Below are 16980 nucleotides of genomic sequence, written 5' to 3' on the forward strand. Positions count from 1 at the left end.
TGGGGGACACAAATGAAAAAAATGCTGCTTGCGCTCAGTCTGTCGGGTGCACTTTTAGGTGGATCAGCGGCTTGGGCCGAACCAACACCAGCTGATTCCGCCGTTACTGAAACTGTGGTTTCAACTTCATCTGACTCTACAATAATAACTTCGGCCGAACAGCCGGCTAATATAGCGCCTGCCGAAGAAGAGGCGCAGGCCGATTCAGGTGATACCGCTTGGGTGCTTATCTCTACTGCACTCGTCCTGCTAATGACAATTCCAGGCTTGGCTCTGTTCTATGGCGGTATGGTCCGCAAGAAAAATGTTTTAAGTACAATGGCACACAGCTTTGTAGCTACTGCCGTAGTAAGTATAGTCTGGATTGTGATTGGTTATAGTCTGGCATTCAGCGAAGGTAATGCCTTTGTTGGTGGACTGGACAAGCTCATGCTTATGGGAATCGGGCCGTCTGCTGTGCAAGGCACCATCCCGGAAATTCTGTTTATTGTATTCCAGATGACATTTGCCATTATTACGGTAGCTATCATCAGTGGTTCGATTGCTGAGCGGATGAAGTTTGGCGCATTTATTACTTTTGTCGCATTCTGGGTGGTGCTGGTCTATGCCCCGATTACCCATTGGGTATGGGGTGGTGGCTGGTTAGCCAATGATGGTGCGCTGGACTTTGCTGGTGGTACTGTAGTTCATATCAATGCTGGTGTAGCAGGTCTGGTAGCTGCCTATATGCTGGGTAAACGGATGGGATTAGGCCGTGAATCTATGGCGCCACATAATCTGACTCTCACTATTCTGGGCGCCAGCCTGTTGTGGGTAGGCTGGTTTGGTTTCAATGCCGGCTCTGCACTGGGGGCAAATGGAGCAGCAAGCTACGCTATGATCGTGACTCAGGTGGCAGCAGCCGCAGCTACAATCGCCTGGCTGGTGGCAGAAAAATTTGTACGTGGCAAGGCCTCAGTACTGGGTGCTGTTTCAGGAGCGGTAGCTGGTCTGGTGGTCATTACTCCGGCCGCAGGTTTTGTGACAGTAAGTGGCGCATTAATTATGGGGCTGATTGGTGGAGTATCATGTTTCTGGGGCACTACAGCTCTTAAACGGTTACTCAAAGCCGATGACTCGCTGGATGCCTTTGGCCTGCATGGAGTAGGCGGTATTGTCGGGGCAATTTTAACCGGTGTATTTGCCAGTGAACTGATTATGGGTGATGCAGTTCCTACCGACATGATGAAACAGTTGTGGGTACAAGTAGAGGGTGTGCTGGCGACTATTGCTTATAGCGGCATCTTGACCTTCGTGATTCTAAAAATTATTGATCTGGTGATTGGCCTGCGTGTCTCTTCTGACGATGAACGTATGGGTCTGGATTTAAGCCAGCATGGGGAACGCATCGAATAAGCGGAAACATAATGACAGGCAGCCCTACGGGGCTGTTTTTTTATGGCAGAACTGGCGAAAGTGCAGCAACATGCAGAATTTTTGCTACACTAGGTTAAGTTGATCATTTCTATTCAAGTCTATGCATTGTCCATTTTGTAATGCCGCAGACAGTAAAGTCATTGATTCGCGTCTTGCTGCCGAGGGCTGCCAGATCCGCCGGCGAAGAGAGTGCATCAATTGCGGTGAGCGCTTTACGACGTTCGAAAGTTATGAAGTCGTCATGCCGCGTGTCATTAAATCCAATGGAAAAAATGAACCGTTTGATGAGGCCAAGCTTCGTCGTTCCCTGATGCATGCCCTGCAAAAACGCCCGGTGACTCAAGAGCAGATTGAAACGGTACTGAGCGATATTCAGCTTCAAATCCGTCGCTTGGGTGAACGTGATGTTAAATCGCAGACTATCGGTGAAATCGTCATGCAGTCTCTGTTTGCACTGGACCATGTAGCCTATGTAAGGTTTGCATCGGTATATCAGGATTTTCAGGATGTTGAGGCATTTCGGCGCCAAATTGAACAGATGCAGCAACGTTAACAGAAGCGGAGAAAGGTAGTGAATAGTGGACTTGACCAAGACTATTTTTATATGCGGCGTGCCATTGAGCTTGCGCGTCTCGGTCAGTATTCAACCAAGCCCAATCCGAATGTTGGCTGTGTAATTGTCAAGGATGGCCAAATTATTGGTGAAGGCTATCATCCACGCGCGGGACAGCCTCATGCCGAGGTATTTGCGTTGCGTCAGGCGGGTGAGCAGGCTCAAGACGCAACTGCATATGTTACGCTGGAACCCTGTGCACATTATGGCCGTACTCCTCCATGTGCAGAAGCATTGGTCAAACATCAATTAAAAAAAGTAGTAATTGCCTGCCCTGATCCGAACCCACTGGTTGCAGGTAAGGGTATAGCCATTTTAAAACAAGCTGGTATCGAGGTGGAGAGTGGTATCTGTGAAAATGAAGCGGCACAGCTTAACTGCGGCTTTTTGAAAGCCATGGCTGTAGGCATGCCTTATGTACGTCTTAAAGTAGCTTCCAGTCTCGATGGTCGTACAGCAATGGCTTCAGGTGAGTCAAAATGGATCACAGGTAAAGCTGCCCGGCATGATGTGCAACATTGGCGTGCAATTTCAGGGGTAGTGATTACCGGTATACAGACCGTGCTGACTGATGACTGCCAGCTAAATGTACGTTGTTTATCCGGGACTGATTTGCAGACCGTTGTGCAGCCCAAACGGCTGGTACTGGACCGTCAGGGGCAGTTACCGTTAACGGCCAGAATAGTGGCTAGTCCGGAACAGCTTATGGTAATGGGACCCTTCCGGCAGGAACTTGCCGACTTAGGCGTGATACAATTACCGTTACAGCCTTTAAAAGGGCTATTACAGACCTTATGTAACCAGTATCAGATTTTTGATGTGCTGGTTGAAGCGGGAGCAACGCTTTCTTCGGCCTTCTTGCAGGAAAAACTGGTTGATGAGATGATCAGCTATGTTGCACCCACTTTTTTGGGGCAATCTGCCCGTGCGATGTTTAATGCTGAATTTATCAGTATGGCTGAGCAACTTCGTTTTAAGCTGGAAGATGCTACAATTGTAGGTGATGATCTCCGCTTAAGGTTAATCCCTACTCAAGAGACAGTATGAATTCAGAGTCTTCGGTTTATCACAAGCGTCGTCATGCCGCCCGCACGACAGATGAATATCTTTTTCATCAGCTGGTTCCTTATCTGGGTAACAAGCGCCGACTACTCCACCTGATTTTAGAAGCACTTGAAATTACTGGTACCCTGAATCAGGGTAATAAACGTGCCCCGATTTTTGCTGATTTCTTCGCTGGCAGCGGAGTGGTTTCACGTCTGGCCCGACAAAATGGTTATCGTGTGATTGCCAATGACTGGGAACCTTATAGTCATGCACTGAATCATGCAATCTTGTCCTGTGTAGAGGCTCCTGCTTTTAAAGAGCTGGGCGGCTATCAAAAAGCAATCGATTATTTAAACCGTTTACCTGAAGTTAAAGGCTGGGTGACCCATAATCTGTGTCCGCGTAATGACGAAGTTTATGATCCGACTCGTGACAGACTGTTCTTTAAGCGTCGCAACGGTATGCGTATTGACGCTATTCGCCAGCAGATTGCAACCTGGCAGGCACAAGGTGCAATTGATGATGTTGAGATGAGTGCCTTGCTTGCGCCATTGCTTTATTCTGCCAGTTTTGTCAGTAATACCAGTGGTGTATTTAAAAGTTTTCATCAGGGCTGGGGAGGAAAGACCCAAACAGCCCTGGAACGAATTGAATCATTATTGTGGCTAACACCTGGCCGTTTCTGCGAAGTAGGTGAGCCGAAAAAGCCAGCTGCTGAAATGTGGTGTGTAGATGCCCAGCATCTGGCTAATCAGATGAGTAGCTTCGAGGTCGATGTCGCCTATCTGGACCCGCCTTATAACCAGCATGCTTATAGCAGTAACTATCATGTATTAAATGCATTAACTTTATGGGACCAGGTGGACTTGCCGAGCCCAGATACCAAAGGCTATAAAAGTGGGATTGACCGTGCTTGGCGCAAAGAACGTCCAAGTCCCTACAATTCATCCAAACACGCTAAAAAAGCTTATGAAAAGCTGCTGTCAACGATTAATGCACGCTATATTCTGACCAGTTATTCAACTGATGGTAATATAGAAGCCAAGGATTTGCTGAAGGCTAATCTGGAGCGTGGCAAAGTGACACTGCTCACGCAGGATGTACCACGTTATCGGGTCAGCAAGCAGCGTCAGTCAGAGCGGGCACGTGTACTTGAGTTTATTGTCATTACCGATACTCATGCCAAATCCGGTCCGCCTTTACGTCAGCTGCTCAGCCAGCTTTATCATTTTGCTGAACTTGGTGGTGTAGATACCTCCGGCGTCAGTACACAATTAGCCCTGTGGTAAATTATTTAAGAGAAGAGATCTATGTTTACAGGCATTATTGAAAGTCTTGGAAAAGTACAGAGCCTGCAGAGCGTAGGCGGAGATGTACGGTTACGGATTCAGACTGACCTTGATATGTCTGATGTAAATTTGGGAGACTCGATCGCGACCAATGGTATCTGTCTGACCGTGATTGAATGGGGCGAGAACTGGTATGCAGCGGATGTTTCACGAGAAAGTTTAAACCGTACTACATTAGGGCAATGGAAAGTCGGACAACCGGTCAATGTTGAAAAGGCTATGCTACCGACTACGCGTTTCGGTGGCCATATTGTCAGTGGCCATGTTGATGCGGTTGGTGAAATCACCTTGGTCCGTGAAGATGCGCGTTCTGTTTACTATGAAGTGACTGCTCCAAAAGAAATTGCCAAGTATCTTGCCGAAAAAGGCTCGATCACTGTAGACGGTATCAGCCTGACCATTAATCATCTGCGTGGTAATATCTTAAGCCTGAATCTGATACCGCATACTGCCGAGCGCACCAATATCAGTACCTGGAAAACAGGCAGCAAAGTTAATCTGGAAGTAGATGTGTTGGCACGCTACATTGAACGTTTGTTGCTAGGTGATAAAGCTGCTGAACAGAAACCTGAGTCTTCTATCAGTATGGCATTTCTGGCAGAAAATGGTTTCTTGAAATAAGCCTCATAATTTGCTTTTAATATAAAAAACCGGCCATTATGACCGGTTTTTTATATTAAAATTTGATCATAGTAAGTGCAGGATATACTGCTGGGCTTTTTAAAATGGCAGTTTCTTTCAGTCTAAATCAGCCTGTTTCAGAGGCATGAGATAAAAATACAGATATAGAGAAAAATCTGCACGGCTGATCAATAAATCCTGTGTGGAGATAGTCCACTGTTCACCCATAGAAAGTTGTGAAATATGAGCAGAGAGCGGGCTGGTTGAGTGTATCCATAACTCTTCCTGAGCATCTGATAACTGGTCCTACTGCTGTAATGAGCACGATTTCGGCAGTATATATCTATTGCATTACCTTGTTGCTATGTCAGTTTTATGAGAGCTCACCAGCCTTACCGGTTTTAAGCATCTAATCTTGGATAGATGTCTTAAACTTTGTATTTTTCAGGATGTATTCGATCTCTTCATGAGCTGCTGCCTGTAACCTGGCACGAAAGGCACTCACCGCCTGTTCGATCTGGGTATCTGCTTCAAGCTCTAAACGCAGGCGTACACTTTCAAGTTCAGTGAGAATTTGATCATCCTGAACTTTCAGAAAATATTTCTGGGCGTAATCAATGGCTGGAAGCTCAGGATTTTTATGATAACGTGAACTGTACTCCAATGTTTCCTGACTCAGCATCTGGTTCAAAATATACAGCTGCTCAGTCTGTTGATGAAACTGACGAGCTTCATCTTCATATAGCCCGGCATTATAAGCGGCCTGGTCGGCGCGTTTTTTCGCCAGAGATTTTTCTAGAGCCCATTGTTTGCGAATACGGGCCTGTTCCAGCAGTTCTGCTTTGAGTTCAGCGTAAGCAGTTTCGATTCTCTGCTGTGATTCAAGCTGAGCTCTCTGCTCTCTTGCCTGCCAGTTTTGGATAGAAGTTTCTGGTCGCAGTAATTCACAGATTCGCTTGAGGTCATCTTCATATACTTGCCGGACAAGTTCCGGAGTATCCAGCCAGCGCTTTTTAAAGTCTTGACCAATATTAAGGGCCACCTGATTCTCCTCTAGATCATTTCATGTATATGGTACAAAGCTGATTTACAGTTTAAATGTGCGGGGTTGAATACCCAGTTGCCGGTAAGTTTTATATTTTTCCCGACCAGTTTGCTTGGCAGTTTCATTGTTTTCAATAATTTCAATTATATGTCCAAATTTTTCAACTGGACCAAGCGCTTTGTCAGAAAAATTAAACACCAGCCAGTCTAATTCAGCAGGCAGCTCGGCAGAAATACACACCGGTGCATTAACCTGGTCAATGCCATGACCAATAAAACTGGCTGTATCGAAATTCCATAATGCTTCATCCAGCTGCTGCTGCATACTTGGATCGGGGCAATATAGCCAGATTCTGGCAGGCTGCCGCAAGATCTTACGGCATAAACGGCAAGCACTTTCTACTTGCCGTTCCTGACTTTTTTCAAACAGATAAAAACTGACCTTAGCCATTAGCCGCTGCACGGTTTGCTAAAAATTGCATCAGCATTGGAACAGGGCGGCCAGTTGCGCCTTTTGCTGCTCCAGATAACCACGCAGTACCGGCAACATCAAGATGTGCCCAGCGGTAATCTGTGGTAAAGCGCTGCAAAAAGCAGGCTGCAGTCACTGAACCGGCCTGTGGCCCGCCAATATTGCCCATATCTGCAAATGGTGAGTCAAGCTGTTCCTGGTAATCGTCCAGAACCGGCATACGCCATACACGGTCATGGCTCTGCTCTCCGGCACGGGTAATTTCGGCTGCCAGTTCATCATCTGGTGTAAACAGGCCAGAAAGTACTTTACCCAGCGCTACAACACATGCTCCGGTTAAAGTAGCAATATCAATCACCAGTGCAGGATTAAAGCGTTTTACATAAGTGAGGGTATCGCAGAGTACAAGACGGCCTTCAGCATCAGTATTCAGGATTTCGACAGTCTGGCCACTCATGGTGGTAACGATATCACCCGGACGGGTAGCGTGTCCGGAAGGCATATTCTCAGCAGCCGCAACTGCTCCAATAACATGAATTGGCAGTTTTGCTTCACACAGAGCACGTATGGTCCCTAATACCGAAGCGGCACCACACATATCAAATTTCATTTCATCCATGCCTAAACCAGGTTTAAGTGAAATACCGCCCGTATCAAAGGTAACACCTTTACCCACCAGTACTACTGGTGCCTCTTCGGTTTTCACTTTATATTCCAATGTGATGACACGGCCCGGACGGTCTGAACCTTTACTTACAGCCAGAAAAGCATTCATGCCCAGATCAGCCATCTGCTGTTCATTAAGTACAGTAACTTTTAACAGATCAGGATATTGAGCCGCCAGTGCCTGTGCCTGTTCAGCCAGATATTCAGGAAAGCAGATATTGCCTGGACGGTTACCTAAATCCCGTGCAAAATTTTGTCCCGACTGTACGGCATGTAAAAGCGTTAGCTGTTGCTGGCTCAGGCTGCTCTGAGGTGCAACCAGTTCAATATGTTCCAGCTGGAACTCATTTTTCTTTGATTTAAATTCATCAAACTGATAAGCCGCCTGAGTCAGTCCAAGAGCAAACAGGTAGTGAAATTCATCAGGTAGTGCTGAAATATCAATACTGATGTGCTTGAATTTTTTTTGTGTAGATTTAATAACAGTTTGTGCGATTTTTGCTAACTTGGCTGTTTTGAACTCACTTACCTTATCGAGCCCCAGCAGTACAGCATTCTGATGAGCTGAAGTCTGAGCGATTAATGGCAGGCATTCATTCAAACTACCCTTGAACTGTGTCGCGTCTATTAAAGCCTTTAGTTCATTGAACTGGTAGGCTATGGCAGGCTGTTCAAGGTTTTCAGCATCAGTCAGAATGATTAGGTGCTGGCTGGAAGTCAGAGTAGAGGAAGAGGTATTAATTGTCAGTTTCATATGTCTTTCATGCCTATTCAATAGCTTGATTTATTAAACCATTGAAACATTTCCTTTGATAGCGTTTCAATGAGCAAGTCCGTGACAGGTTTTATATTTTTAACATTCGGGTAAACTAGCGCTAGTTCCGATTGGCCTTTTTGGAAGATTAACTTTGATTATCCGGCGTTATCTCGTCAAGCAAGTAGTTTCGACTTCACTGGTGGTCATTGCCTTATTGACCCTGATCATGATGGGCGGGCGTCTGATCAAGTATTTCGGCGTCGCAGCGCAAGGACGGCTTGATGCCAGTATTCTGCTGAGTATTATTGGCTACCGTTTACCGGAATTCTTGACCCTGATTCTTCCACTGGGGTTTTTTATCGGTTTAATGCTGGTTTTTGGCCGTCTTTATGTTGACCATGAAATGGCAGTGCTGAACGGAAGTGGTATTAGCCGTAACCGGCTAGCACGTCTTCTAATTCCCCTGACACTGGTTTATATGCTGGTACAGAGCATATTGATGCTGTGGATGTCGCCATGGGGAATCCGCCAGTTTGAGCAGCTGACCACCAGTCAGGCTGTGCGTACCGGTTTTGATCTGGTCAGGCCTAAAGAATTTATTTCTTCAGGTCCTTATACGATTTATGCCGGTTCACTTTCAGAAGATCATAAAAACCTAAAAGAGATATTTTTTTATCAACGGGCAGAAAAGCCGGGTAAACCTGATGTCATGATTCTGGCCAAGGAAGCTACCCGGGTAGAAATGATGGATGACAGCGCCAATGTTGTTGATCTGGTGCAGGGTCGCCGTTACGAGATTTATCCGGGTCAACCGCGCTATTCACAGGCAGAGTTTGAAAGTTACCGGTTACGTTTGGAAAATGACAAGACTGCAAATTTTGAAAGTGATGATGTTGCTGCACTTACCACCAGTAAACTCTGGGAGCAGCGGGCTGACCCGGTGGTGGCAAGTGAACTGGGGTGGCGGATATTTGTACCGTTTGCCATTATGGTCGCATTGATTCTGGCGATGGCGCTTTCTGAGGTCAGCCCACGCCAAGGACGCTACATGAAGTTATTTCCGGCTTTGCTTATTTTTGCCAGTCTGATTGTAGCGCTGATGGCCATTAAAACCCGGGCCAGTAAGGATGAAATCGGAATATGGGCCTATCCGGCGGTTTTGCTGGTATATGCTGTTGCTGGCGCTCTCTTTTCCAGAAAGCAGAAACTGGCCCCTAAACTTAAGAAACAGATCAAGCGAGTAAGATCCTAATGCTGGCACGTAGAATTGTTGCAAAACATGTTACCAAAACCACAGCGCTCGCCATGCTGGGGGCAACCGTCGTGCTGTCTATTTTGCAGGTCCTGTTTACTTATCTGGGGGAGCTTGGAAATCTGAAAGAAGGCTATAATGCCTGGCAGGCACTATTGTATGTGTTATGGAGCGCACCACGTTATATTTATGAAATTCTACCGATTTCGGCATTGATCGGTGCAGTTTTAGGTTTAGGGACGCTAGCTTCAAACAGTGAATTAATTATCATGCGTGCCGCCGGTATCAGCCTCTGGCGGATTGTTGGCTGGGTAATGCGTTCAGCCTTATTACTGGTGATTTTATCTTTTGCCTTGAGTGAATGGGTTATTCCTGTAACTAATGAGCGTGCCGAAAGTGTAAAAAGTCACCGTTCAGTCGCACAGCTGGGTGAAGTCAAGGGCTACTGGAGCCGGGAAGGCCAGCGTTTTATTTATATTGATTATGCTAACTCGCAAGGAAATCTGCGTAATGTACAGGTGGTCGACTTCGATCAGGATTACCGTTTGCAGGCTTTACTGAATGCTGACTCTGGCCAGTTTGAACAAGATGGCCAATGGCGTTTACAGAATTCTGTACAGGTAGACATTCTGGAAGCCGGTAATGCAGTACAGCATATTGCTGAACAGCAGCCTCTCGCACTGGCGTTAAAACCTAAATATGTCCATATGGTAACACTAGACCCAGAAGATTTATCTCCAAGTCAACTAATAAGCTTTATGCGTTATATGGAAGAATACAGTCAAGTACCCAAAACCTATCAATTGGCCTTCTGGCAGAAGCTGGCTTCACCATTTGCCCTGATTACCTTGGTACTGATTGCCTGCTCATTTATTTTCGGTCCTTTACGTCAGCAATCGATGGGCTTCCGGCTGGTTATTGCGCTGTTTATCGGTCTCGGCTTTTACTATCTGCAAGATTTTCTTGGCTATGCCAGTCTGGTCTATTCACCTTCTCCAGTCTGGTTTGTCTTTTTCCCGATTCTACTGATGTTTATCGGTGGTAGTTATTTGTTATATCGGGCACGCTAGACCAATTGAAGGAACTGATAGACGGGATCGTCTAAACTCATCTCGACTACATAGAGTCTTGAGCCAAAATTGGTTAAGATAGCCTGATGAATTTGCAAACAGAAAAGAGTGTAAAAACATGACGGATGCGACAACAGGCAAAATTCCACACGTACTGGTCATTATGGATGGCATAGGTCATCGTGAAGCGGCTAAGGACAATGCCTTTCTTGCGGCAAAAACACCCAATCTGACCGCTATGAAGCAGAAGCATCCGCATGGCCTGATTTCTGGATCTGGAGAGGACGTGGGGCTTCCAGATGGACAAATGGGTAATTCAGAAGTGGGCCATATGAATTTGGGTGCTGGTCGAGTGCTATATCAGGACTTTACTCGTATTACCAAGGAAATCCGTACCGGAGCATTCTTTGAACATGAAGTGCTGGTTGATGCCGTAGAGAAAGCGAAGACAGCTAACGGTGCAGTACACATTATGGGGCTGCTATCCGAAGGCGGAGTGCATTCACATCAGGACCATATTATGGCCATGTGTGAACTGGCGCTTAAACGTGGTGCACAGGTCTATCTGCATGCGTTTCTAGATGGCCGCGACACGCCACCAAAAAGTGCCGAACCATCTTTGCAGAAGCTGGATGCCTTATTTGCCCAATACCCGGGTCAGGGGCGTATTGCTAGCCTGATTGGCCGCTATTATGCTATGGACCGTGATAACCGCTGGGATCGTGTAGAGCAGGCCTATCGGCTGTTAACTGAAAGTGAAGCACTGCGCGTAGCAATGACTGCAACCGAAGGGCTAGAGCAGGCCTATGCAGCAAATGAGACAGATGAGTTTGTAAAAGCTACTCGTATTGGTGAGCCTGTAAAAATTCAGGATGGCGATGCAGTGGTCTTTATGAACTTCCGTGCAGACCGCGCACGCGAACTGACCCGTGCTTTCGTGGAAAAGAATTTTCAGGGGTTTGAACGGAAGGTTGTGCCAGCATTATCCAAATTTGTGATGCTGACCCGTTATCAGGCCACTATTGATGCACCGGTTGCCTATATGCCGGATGCTCTGGTTAACTCTCTGGGCGAGTATCTGTCCAATCTGGGCAAAACCCAGCTCCGTATTGCCGAAACTGAAAAATATGCTCATGTGACTTTCTTTTTTAGTGGCGGCCGTGAAGAAGAATATCCGGGTGAAAAGCGTATCCTGATACCTTCTCCAAATGTGGCAACTTATGACCTTAAGCCTGAAATGAGTGCTTATGAAGTCACGGATGAATTGGTTAAGGCTATCCATTCAGGTGAATATGATCTGCTAGTAGTAAACTATGCAAATGGTGACATGGTCGGCCATACCGGTATATTTGATGCCGCAGTAAAAGCGGTTGAAGCAGTAGATACTTGTCTTGGCCGGGTCTATGAAGCAGTAATGGCCAAGCATGGACACATGCTGGTAACAGCCGATCATGGTAATGTTGAACAGATGCAAGATTACCAAAGTGGTCAGGTCCATACCCAGCATACCACTGAACTGGTTCCTTTCATCTATGTCGGACCGACCTCTGCAGAGATTATTGAAGGGGGAGTACTTGCCGATGTTGCACCTACTTTGCTGAATCTTATGAAATTACCTGTACCGGCAGAAATGCAGGGACGTAATCTGGTTCAGTTAAGTACCTCTTAAACAACGATAGGTGATTCATATGCTCCAGCACTGGAAATACAGGGCAGTCATTGCCGGCCTATTAGGGTGTTGGAGTAGTAGTACTATTCTGGCTGCAAATACGGCTAATGATGGATTTGTGCCTGAGTTAAATTCACCAGTGACACAAGAAGATTTTGCTGAGATTCCGGTTGAGTCCATTCAGCAGTTTGTCGAGATTTACGGAATTGTAAAAGATAACTATGTTTCCGATAAGACTGATGATGAACTGTTTCAACAGGCAATTAGAGGATTGGTCAGTGGGCTGGACCGTTACTCACGCTATCTTTCAGCAGAGGATTACCGTGAACTGATTCAATATACTGAAGGAGATATTGCTTCAGTTGATTTTAACTTAAATTATGATGCGCATGATCGCCAGTGGCGGATCCGTGATTTAAAAGATGGCTCGGACTCTTCCAAACTGGGATTACGTAACGGTGTATCTGTCTCGCGTATTGATAACCAGGAACTTAAGAGTCTGAACCACAGCCAGGTCAATAACCTGTTATATGGTACTGTCGGTTCAACGCTAGAAATGCAGCTGGGCAATAACGCTACACCGATCAGTTTGGTCCGTAACAAGAAGATTGAAGCCGATATTGAGCCGATATTGATTCATAACCAGCAGGTTTTGGTACTCAAGGTACATGTATTCCAGCAGGATACTGCTAACCAGATTAAATCACTTATTGAAGAGAACCAGTCGCCACGTTTGAAAACAGTCCTGATTGATCTGCGCAATAACCCGGGTGGATTGCTCTCGGCTGCGGTTGAGACTGCAGATCTATTCCTGAATCAGGGCATTATTGTTTCAACCAAAAGTCGTTCAGAAGGCAGTCAGCAGTTTCAGGCTTTACCGGGCAATGAGTTCCAGAACCTGAAAATGGGTATTCTCATCAATAACCGTTCTGCTTCTGCGGCTGAGGTGTTTACAGGAGCTTTAAAAGCTCAGAAACGAGCTTGGGTTATTGGTGAAAAGAGCTATGGTAAAGGTGTAGTCCAGAAGTTATTTCCCTTACCTAATGGTGCAGCACTACAGATGACGGTGTCACATTATTACACTCCAGACGGCAACATGATTGAAGGCCGTGGTATTCAACCGGATCAGCTATTTCCGATGAGCCCAAGTATTAAAGAAGAAACTTATCTGGACAATGTGGCAGAATTACTATTAAAAAAATATCCCTGACTACTCATCATCGGTATCCAGCCCAAATTTTTTGAGTCGATAACGTAAAGAGCGAAAACTCATTCCAAGTTTTTTAGCAGCCAAAGTCCGGTTCCAGTGTGTCTGGTTCAGTGCAGTGAGCAGAACTTCTTTTTCAATATTTTCCAGATATTGCTCCAGGCCTTCAGCAGGAATTTTCCTGTGAGGGCTCAATGGAATGACTTGGTCCGTTAGCGGTTCATGATTAACTTGGCCCGCTACAAAATTTTGGACATTGCGCAGAGGTGCACTTTGTAGTTGGGGTAAATCAATATATTCATTATCACTTAATGTGATTGCACGTTCGATAATATTACGCAGTTCACGCACATTCCCCGGAAAATATTGCTGCATCAGAAATTGCTGGCCGCGCTCGGTCAGAATTTTATTGGGAATATCCCATTCCTTACATACTTCCTGAATAAAATGTTTAGCCAGCAGAAGAATGTCATCTTCACGTTCACGTAGGGGAGGCAGAACAATATCCATGACATGAATCCGAAAGAAGAGATCCTGCCGGAACTTACCTTGCTGTACCAGTATTTCCAGGTCCTGATGACTGGCACTAATTACACGAAAATCGACATCAATTTCCTGATCACTACCAATCGGACGGATTTTCTTTTCCTGTACGGCACGGAGTAATTTAACCTGCATGGCCAGAGGCAGTTCAGCAATTTCATCCAGAAACAAGCTACCACCATGGGCAGAATAAATTAGTCCCTGTTTGTCCTGACTTGCGCCGGTAAAACTTCCTTTTTTGTGTCCAAACAGCTCACTTTCCATGAGATCACCTGGAATAGCGCCACAGTTAATAGCAATAAATGGACCATCACTGCGGTTACTTAAGCGATGTACCAGATTAGCCACTACTTCCTTGCCTGTACCGGATTCACCAGTAATAAAAACAGGTGCCTGTGAGCGGGCAATTTTTTTCAAGGCAATTTTGAGCTGCTGGATTGGCAAAGAAGTGCCAATCAACATCCGATTTTCCAAAGCATCCTGAACCAGTTGCTGAGCCGATTGAGGTGTATTGAGTGCTTTTTGAACCAGTTGCTTTAGATGGGCCTGATTGACAGGTTTACTGACAAAATCAAAAGCTCCAGCCTTGAGTGCTGAAATAGCAATTTCCATATTGCCATAGGCGGTCAAAACGGCGATCGGTGTACAAGGATAAAGTTGTGAAACATACTGGACTAATTCCAGCCCATTGCCATCTGGCAAATTCAGATCAGTCAGGCAGGCATCATAAGCATGTTGCTGAAAAAGTTTTTTTGCCTGCTCCAGTCCATGTGCAATGTGGGTTCTGATATTGATTTTGGCCAAAGACATTTGCATTAAAGTACAAAGGTCCTCCTCATCATCGACCAATAATATAAGTGCCTGCTGATTTGTCATGATGTTCGAAAAACCTGGTTAATTCTAATAAATAATGGAGCATTCGATTCGAAAACATGCGCCTTGTTGTTGCTTGACATAAGTAAGTTTTGCATGATTAGCCTCACAAAAACTGTGAGATAAATATAATCCTAAACCAGTTCCATTGATTTCGGTACTAAAAAAGGGTTTAAATAATTGTGAAATATCGCGCTCTGCTACGCCTTGACCAAAATCAATGACATCAATCCAGCCGCGTTCTTCTGTGCCATGTACCCGTATAATAATAAAAGATTGCTCTGCTGAATTATGCCTTAATGCATTACGGATCAGATTAATAAGCACTTGACGTAGCTGGAGTTCATCAAAATAAATCCAGATATCCTGCTCAATCTGTAGCTGTACAGCCTGTTTTATATCGATCAGGTCTTCATTTAAAACTTGGGCAAGAAAACCTGATAACCTGATTTTAGCAGGCTCAGTCGGACTGTTACGTGCCATATTCAAGGTATCATGGATAATCTTGTCAATACGTTGTGACTGCCGGTCAATCATGCCCGTGAGCATCTGCAACTGTTCTGGCTGGCTGTCAGCTAATAATTCATTAGCCTGAACAATAGCTGCCAAAGGATTACGAATTTCATGGGCAATACTGGCCGAAAGCTGTCCCAGTGCCATCAGTTTTAATTGTTGTACCTGCTGCTTGATTTTCTGGGCATCCTGCAATATCAACAAGGTTAAAGCTTGATGAGGCACAAGAAGTTTCTGAACCTGTATATCTACACTGTAAGGTGAAAGCTGCGATTCAAACAGGAACCTTTCACCATCTTTTAAGTCACTAAACCGGATAAGCGTATAGAGGTCTGGCTGGAGTTTACGTAGAAAATACTTTTCATCAGTAAAAATCGGTGGAATACCTAGTAATGAACAGGCTGCCGGATTATTTAAAATCACCTGCTGCTGCTCATCTAAAACTAAATAGCCTACCTCAATTTGCTCCAAAATAGCCCGGTTAATATTCTGTAGCTGGTTAAGCTCAATGGACTGATAAAAGTTCAGGTTTTCCAAAAGGCGAAACCGCTGTACAGCAATCTGTCCAATGCCATACATCACAAAAAATAAAAAAGCTAATAAAGCACTATTACTGATACTGTTGAGATGGGAGCTGTTAAAAAAGCTTCCTACTACCTGCTGATAAATCACACTAATTACAGCAACCAGTGTGATAATTAAAGCAAGCTGGGGCCTGAGTAAAATTGTTGCGGCAAAGACCGTCACCACAAAAAGTAGACTTAAGTGCAGATTGGGTCCACCCAGTGCAAAATTTAGCAGGCTAAAACAGCATACATCTACTATAAACAGTAAAATAAGCTGCTTCGAAATTTCGAAAGGTAGAATTTTATAAAAAATCAGCTGGATACAGCTGATCAGGGCATAACCGACAATACTATAAAAGTACAGGTCAGGATGCTGGTAGTCTTGAGCAACAGTCTCAAGGGTTAGTGCAAAAATAATATTAAGACTAAGTGCTAAAACAAGACGATAAGCACTGTACCACTCTCCCAGACGGTAGATGGTCTGAAGCAGTGAGGCGGGGCGTAGAGGGGCCATCTTTACGCCTATACTTAAGGTTTAATCAAGCCATAACGGATCGCCAGATGGGTTAGTTTCACGTCACTATCAATATCAAGTTTTTCAAATATACGATAACGGTAAGTATTGACTGTTTTAACACTGACAAAGAGCTTGTCTGCAATTTCCTGAGCACTGATACAGTTCACTACCATCATGGCAACCTGCATTTCCCGTTCAGACAAGGCATCAAAAGGAGACTGCTGTGTATCAGAAAGATAAGAACTGGCCAACTGTTCGGCAATATCAGCACTAAAATACTTGCCTCCTTGCATGACCTTATTAATAGCACGTACCATTTCTGTAATAGGTGCGCCTTTAGTGATATAACCTTTGGCGCCAGCTTTAAGTAACAAAGACGGGTAAGGTTCCTCAGCTAAACCACTGACCGCCAGAACCTTGGTTTCAGGGGCAGTCTGTAAAAGACGACGGGTCGTTTCTACTCCGCCAATACCTGGCATGTTCACATCAAGTAAAACTACATTAGGATGAAGCTGCCGGACCAAGGCAATGGCTTCTTCTCCAGACTCTGCTTGCCCGATCACCTGTACATCTGCATGATCTTCTAACATACGACAAATGCCAGTACGTACCAATTCATGGTCATCGACGACTAAAATAGTGATCAACTTGGCTCTCCTTAAACTAAAAAATCATGATTTTTGTTACATAAAGCAAAATTAGCTTGCAATGAAACGACAAAATTAGCAATCCTATCTCTAAAATTGAACGAATAGATATGCACAATTACCTAAGCGATAAAAAGC

At 45.1% G+C, this 16980-nt stretch carries 15 protein-coding genes; 9 read left to right on the forward strand and 6 right to left on the reverse strand.

All coding sequences use genetic code 11. The features are described from left to right. Positions 1 to 12: 12 nt before the first annotated feature. From B3R63_RS00920 to B3R63_RS00940, 5 genes are all read left to right on the forward strand, one after another. The gene (locus B3R63_RS00920) at positions 13 to 1395 is read left to right on the forward strand and encodes an ammonium transporter (protein ID WP_111280127.1); all 1383 of its coding nucleotides are present in this window, start codon (positions 13 to 15) and stop codon (positions 1393 to 1395) included. A gap of 121 nt (positions 1396 to 1516) precedes the next feature. Then, entirely contained in the window at positions 1517 to 1969 is a 453-nt protein-coding gene (gene nrdR / locus B3R63_RS00925; protein ID WP_005017176.1) for a transcriptional regulator NrdR, read from the forward strand. An 18-nt stretch (positions 1970 to 1987) separates the two neighbouring features. Continuing rightward, a complete protein-coding gene (ribD, locus tag B3R63_RS00930; RefSeq protein WP_349677285.1) occupies positions 1988 to 3076 on the forward strand; it encodes a bifunctional diaminohydroxyphosphoribosylaminopyrimidine deaminase/5-amino-6-(5-phosphoribosylamino)uracil reductase RibD in 1089 nt (362 codons plus the stop codon). Further along, entirely contained in the window at positions 3073 to 4365 is a 1293-nt protein-coding gene (locus B3R63_RS00935; protein WP_286728019.1) for a DNA adenine methylase, read from the forward strand. Before ribD ends, B3R63_RS00935 begins: the two co-directional genes overlap by 4 nt. 21 nt (positions 4366 to 4386) lie before the next feature. After that, positions 4387 to 5046, forward strand: a complete 660-nt coding sequence (locus tag B3R63_RS00940) for a riboflavin synthase (protein ID WP_005017171.1) — start codon at positions 4387 to 4389, stop codon at positions 5044 to 5046. Positions 5047 to 5455: 409 nt separating this feature from the next. Here B3R63_RS00940 and blhA read toward each other — a convergent pair whose 3' ends face one another. Genes blhA through B3R63_RS00955 form a run of 3 tightly spaced genes read right to left on the reverse strand, consistent with a single transcriptional unit; the run spans position 5456 to position 7982 of the window. After that, a complete protein-coding gene (gene blhA, locus B3R63_RS00945; RefSeq protein ID WP_286728022.1) occupies positions 5456 to 6088 on the reverse strand; it encodes a cell division protein BlhA in 633 nt (210 codons plus the stop codon). Positions 6089 to 6133: 45 nt separating this feature from the next. Continuing rightward, positions 6134 to 6541 carry a DNA polymerase III subunit chi gene (locus B3R63_RS00950; RefSeq protein WP_286728024.1) on the reverse strand — a complete coding sequence of 136 codons (408 nt, stop codon included), beginning with the start codon at positions 6539 to 6541 and terminating at the stop codon, positions 6134 to 6136. Next, the gene (locus B3R63_RS00955; protein WP_034683680.1) at positions 6534 to 7982 is read right to left on the reverse strand and encodes a leucyl aminopeptidase; all 1449 of its coding nucleotides are present in this window, start codon (positions 7980 to 7982) and stop codon (positions 6534 to 6536) included. The genes B3R63_RS00950 and B3R63_RS00955 overlap by 8 nt, the downstream gene beginning before the upstream one ends. 154 nt (positions 7983 to 8136) lie before the next feature. On the opposite strand from B3R63_RS00955, the gene lptF reads away from it, so the two are divergent. From lptF to B3R63_RS00975, 4 genes are all read left to right on the forward strand, one after another. Beyond that, on the forward strand, positions 8137 to 9237 hold the full coding sequence (lptF, locus tag B3R63_RS00960; protein WP_005022954.1) for an LPS export ABC transporter permease LptF: 1101 nt from the start codon (positions 8137 to 8139) through the stop codon (positions 9235 to 9237). After that, positions 9237 to 10307, forward strand: coding sequence for an LPS export ABC transporter permease LptG (lptG, locus tag B3R63_RS00965; RefSeq protein WP_005017161.1), 1071 nt, complete (start codon positions 9237 to 9239; stop codon positions 10305 to 10307). The genes lptF and lptG overlap by 1 nt, the downstream gene beginning before the upstream one ends. A 118-nt stretch (positions 10308 to 10425) precedes the next feature. Next, on the forward strand, positions 10426 to 11976 hold the full coding sequence (gene gpmI / locus B3R63_RS00970) for a 2,3-bisphosphoglycerate-independent phosphoglycerate mutase (protein ID WP_286728027.1): 1551 nt from the start codon (positions 10426 to 10428) through the stop codon (positions 11974 to 11976). 19 nt (positions 11977 to 11995) lie between these two features. Then, positions 11996 to 13186 carry a S41 family peptidase gene (locus tag B3R63_RS00975; protein ID WP_286728030.1) on the forward strand — a complete coding sequence of 397 codons (1191 nt, stop codon included), beginning with the start codon at positions 11996 to 11998 and terminating at the stop codon, positions 13184 to 13186. On the opposite strand, the gene B3R63_RS00980 is transcribed toward B3R63_RS00975, so the two are convergent. From B3R63_RS00980 to B3R63_RS00990, 3 genes are read right to left on the reverse strand one after another with little or no spacing between them, the layout of a single operon-like run. Continuing rightward, on the reverse strand, positions 13187 to 14602 hold the full coding sequence (locus B3R63_RS00980) for a sigma-54-dependent transcriptional regulator (protein WP_286728031.1): 1416 nt from the start codon (positions 14600 to 14602) through the stop codon (positions 13187 to 13189). A gap of 24 nt (positions 14603 to 14626) precedes the next feature. Beyond that, complete coding sequence (locus B3R63_RS00985; protein WP_101160618.1) at positions 14627 to 16192, reverse strand: sensor histidine kinase; 1566 nt, start codon at positions 16190 to 16192, stop codon at positions 14627 to 14629. Positions 16193 to 16206: 14 nt separating this feature from the next. Beyond that, positions 16207 to 16842, reverse strand: a complete 636-nt coding sequence (locus tag B3R63_RS00990; protein ID WP_005017150.1) for a response regulator transcription factor GacA — start codon at positions 16840 to 16842, stop codon at positions 16207 to 16209. Between the last annotated feature and the right edge of the window lie 138 nt (positions 16843 to 16980).

Origin of the sequence: Acinetobacter sp. UBA1297, from assembly GCF_002307755.1 — a bacterium.
Classification (GTDB): domain Bacteria; phylum Pseudomonadota; class Gammaproteobacteria; order Pseudomonadales; family Moraxellaceae; genus Acinetobacter; species Acinetobacter radioresistens.